Consider the following 3,934-nt stretch of genomic DNA (forward strand, 5'->3'; position numbering starts at 1 on the left):
CCCTGCGTGGGCCGACAGGATGCTCCTCGGATTCCCCGGGTGGGTCCCCGGGCCCGCGGCTTTTCCGGGGCCTGAGGGTGCGCGGCACCTGCGTGGCCGCTGATGTGGCCGCGCGCTCCTCGGCCGGCCGGCGCCGGTGGACGACCACCCGCCCGGCCCACGCCCCCGGCGGCCCGCTCGCCGGTCGACCGCCGCTATCCAGCGGCCCGCCAGCCCACGCCCCACGTCTGCCGGGCCGGGCCGCGCGGGGGACATCGCGTGGTGATCACCGTCATGACCAGGTTCAACTCATCCGTCTCCCGTCCGCATCCGTCTCCTGTCCAGTGCCGGTCCGTCTCCCGCACGCCCTACTCCCTGCCCAACGTGGAAGCCACCCAAAGGTGGTGACGATGGTCGCGACGCCCCGGCCAGCCTGGTCATGACGTCCCGACCAGCCTGCGGCGCGCGAGTACGTCCAGCAGGGCCCGCTCCAGGCGGACCACGGCGTCATGGTCGATCGCGAAACGCATCGGACGGTCCCGTACGAAGTCGTCGAAGGTCTGTTGTGTCGTGAACCGCGGAATGTAGTTGAAGACGTGTTTCAGCCGGGTGGTGTCGACCGCGCGCCCATGCGCGAGGAAACCGAGCTGTTCGGCGGAGAAGTCCAGCAGGCGGGATCTGCGGATCAGGTTCCCCAGCGTGACCACGGCCGGGGACGGTACCGGCAGCGGCGCCCGCCCGGCCCGCCGCACGGCCTGGGAGAGCAGGAGGACACCGTCCCCGGCGACGTTGAACGTGCCCGGATGGTCCTGGACGGCGGCCTGGATAAGCACGGCGAGCGCGTCCTCGCTGTGCAGGAGCTGGAGGCGCGGATCAAAGCCGAGTACCGTCGGGACGACCGGCAGCTCGAAGTACCGGGTCAGCGGACTGTCGATACCGGGGCCGATGATATTGGTGAATCGCAGCACGCTGACAGTGACGTCGGGCCGCCGGCGGCTGAAACCCCGGACGTATCCCTCGACCTCCAGGGCATCCTTGCTGTAACCCCCGCGAGGCAGGCTGCGCGGCTCCATCTCCTCGGTGAACAGCGCCGGATCAGAGGGTGATGATCCGTAAATCGTCGTGGTGGACTTGACGATCACTTTTGTGACGCTCGGCGCCTTCTGGCACGCGGCGAGGAGCTGCATGGTGCCGATGACGTTGATTTCCTTCATCGTGGCCCGGCCGCCGGCACCGAGCGGAGTGGCGATCACATTCAGATGAAGGACGGTGTCGACAGCGGCGGCACTGATTACTTTCGCGATCAGCGGATTACGGATGTCCGCACGGACGAACTGGGTGCGGCCGAGATCGTCGCGGGGCGGCACGGTATCGACCCCGATCACATTCTCGATCTCCGGGTCGGCCGCGAAGACACTCGCCACCTGTGCGCCGAGCGGCCGGGAAACACCGGTCACCAGCACGCAGCGTGGTCGCATTTCTCGTCGCCCCCTGCCCCGATACCCGGGCCCATGCTACGCCCTGGCGTTGTCACGCCAGAAACATCGTGGAGTACATGGCGTGGCGTCCTATTGGTCAACAATAACCAACGTCACCCAACGTCGACTATTGACGAGGAAGCATAACTCGAGGCGACACCACAGGCTCATCCGGTAACGATTCCGCCGGTCTCGTCCGACAACGATTCGCAGGCCACATCCGATGACATCACCCGGCCCGGCATCGCCACCGGACCGGGAACAGCAGCCACGCAATCGAATACGGAACACCAGGTAGTCAACCGAGCACAAAAGGTGGCAACGGAAAAGCGGGACCGTCATCACGAAAGCGGATGGTAGCGGCAATGTCACAGAAAGATCTGCCGGTAACGGCAGCCAGACAGCCCCCGATGGCCGTCCGACGGATGCCGGCCGATGCGGCCAGCGATCCAGCAGGCTCCCCCACGGGACGAGAGCGGCGGGGCCGACGCGGCAAGACCGACACCGCGGAGCCGACGGGCGGGGCCGACGCGGCGCGACCAGGGGACAGCAGGGCCGCCACCGGCGAGCGGAGCCGTCGAGAGCGGGGCGACGGGAGCGACAGGGCGACGGGAGCAGCCCGTCCACAGACGGGAGAGCGTCGGGCGCTTCCGGGCCGGGACGCCGGAAGCAGTGGAGATCGCCGGGCTCCCTGCGCGGCCGCGACCGGAGACCCGTGCCGACGCGTGGCGACGACACGGACCGCCGGCCGCGCCGGGCGAGGCCCCACGAACAGGCATCCGGAACGGGCGCATCCTCCGGAGCGGGCATCCAGTTGTGCCTACCGCACACGGGATGCTGTCTGGATCATCGCTCCGGCCGGCCGCCATCCACCGGACGCCGCACGGCCGGCAGCCGGCTACGACGATCCCGCTCCGACGCGCCCGGCCTCCCGCGCCCGGCGCCCACCGTCCGGCGTCCGGGCGAACCGGCTCGTACCACGACGAGCCGACAGCAGAAGAAGCTCGAAGTAATCGTTTAACTACTTCTTGTTGCGCCGTTGAACGCGGGTCCGCTTGAGGAGCTTGCGGTGCTTCTTCTTGGCCATGCGCTTGCGACGCTTCTTGATAACCGAACCCACGAACCCAACCGATCTGTTGGAAGGAAAGCCGAACGAACTACCGGCCGAGCCTACCCGCTCCACCGGACAACGTGGCACGGCCACCCGCTCCCCCACGGGCGGACGAGTACGCGGACGGAGCGACGGCCTGGTTCCCACCCCCGCGCGCTCCGCGCCTTCCACGTCACGGCCCCGTCGTCACGGCCCCGCTGCCACAGCCCTGCTGCCATAGCCCTGCTGGCACAGCCCTGCTGGCACGGCTCCGTTCGCGTACGCCCTGGCTGGTCCTGGCGGGCTTTCGTGTCCGGTCAGGTGGGACTGGCCAGTTCGCGGGAGCGGTCCCGGGCCGCTTCGATCGCGGCCAGCAGGGCCGCTCGGACGCCGTGCTTCTCCAGCTCCCGGATGGCGGTGATCGTCGTACCGCCGGGGGAGGTCACCGCCTCCCGTAGCAGTACCGGATGCTCGCCGGAGTCGCGCAGCATCACAGCCGCCCCCACCGCGGTCTGCACCAGCAGCTGCGCGGCGACCCCCCGCGGAATCCCCAGCAGGATGCCCGCGTCGATCATCGATTCGACCAGGTAGAAGAAATAGGCCGGGCCGCTGCCGGAGAGGGCCGTCACGGCGTCCTGCTGCGCCTCGGGCACCCGGACAACCTTGCCGACCGGCGCCAGCAGCCTCTCGGTACGGCGCAGGTGCTCCTCGCCGGCATGGGCGCCGGCCGAGATCGCCGACATGGCCTCGTCCACCAGCACAGGGGTGTTCGTCATCACCCGCACCACCGGCGTGCCGGCGGCGAGCCGGTACTCCAGGAACGCGGTGGTGACGCCGGCCGCCACCGAGATCACCAGATGCTCCGGCGTGACGACATCGGTGATCTCTCCGACCAGCGCGGTCATGTCCTGCGGTTTGACCGTGAGTATCAGCACGTCCGCCCGGGCGGCCGCGGCCGGGTTGGAGACCGCTTCGACGCCGTGGCGGGCGGACAGCTCCTTGGCGCGCTCCGGCCGGCGCGCCGTCACGAACAGATCCGCGGGATCATGCCCGGAGCGCAGCATCCCCGACAGCAACGCCTCGCCGAGCCTGCCGGCGCCGAGGATAGCGATCGTCATGGACGTCCCTCCTGTCGGCGGACCATACCCGTCCCCAGGCGGAGCACTTTCGTCAACCTGGCTCTCCTGTCAACCCGGCTCTCCCCAGTCCGACCCACACATGACTGGCCCGGCACATGGCTGGCCCGGACGTGACCGGCCGGTGCGCGGCTGCCACCGGTTCCCGCCTCACTCCCCCCCATCCGTCGCCGTCCGCCATCGGAGCCGTCACGTCCGGGCCAGCCATGTGCCGGGAGTCATGTGTGGGTCCCGGCCGGTGCGCGCCAAGG

The 3,934-nt window shown here is 69.5% G+C and carries 3 protein-coding genes; all 3 read right to left on the reverse strand.

The window, feature by feature from the left end; genetic code table 11:
* Window positions 1-416: 416 nt before the first annotated feature.
* Complete coding sequence (locus AC5LSR_RS20980; RefSeq protein ID WP_250281988.1) at window positions 417-1,457, reverse strand: NAD-dependent epimerase/dehydratase family protein; 1,041 nt, start codon at window positions 1,455-1,457, stop codon at window positions 417-419.
* A gap of 1,021 nt (window positions 1,458-2,478) precedes the next feature.
* A complete protein-coding gene (locus AC5LSR_RS20985; protein WP_493465570.1) occupies window positions 2,479-2,739 on the reverse strand; it encodes a 30S ribosomal protein bS22 in 261 nt (86 codons plus the stop codon).
* A 125-nt stretch (window positions 2,740-2,864) separates the two neighbouring features.
* Window positions 2,865-3,665, reverse strand: a complete 801-nt coding sequence (gene proC / locus AC5LSR_RS20990; RefSeq protein ID WP_250281987.1) for a pyrroline-5-carboxylate reductase — start codon at window positions 3,663-3,665, stop codon at window positions 2,865-2,867.
* Window positions 3,666-3,934: the final 269 nt, after the last annotated feature.

The organism is Protofrankia sp. CiP1_Cm_nod4, from assembly GCF_982290645.1.

Coding starts and splice junctions, on each gene's coding strand:
- proC (WP_250281987.1), bottom strand. CDS start 3,665: ATGACGATCGCTATCCTCGGCGCCGGCAGGCTCGGCGAGGCGTTGCTG.
- AC5LSR_RS20980 (WP_250281988.1), bottom strand. CDS start 1,457: ATGCGACCACGCTGCGTGCTGGTGACCGGTGTTTCCCGGCCGCTCGGC.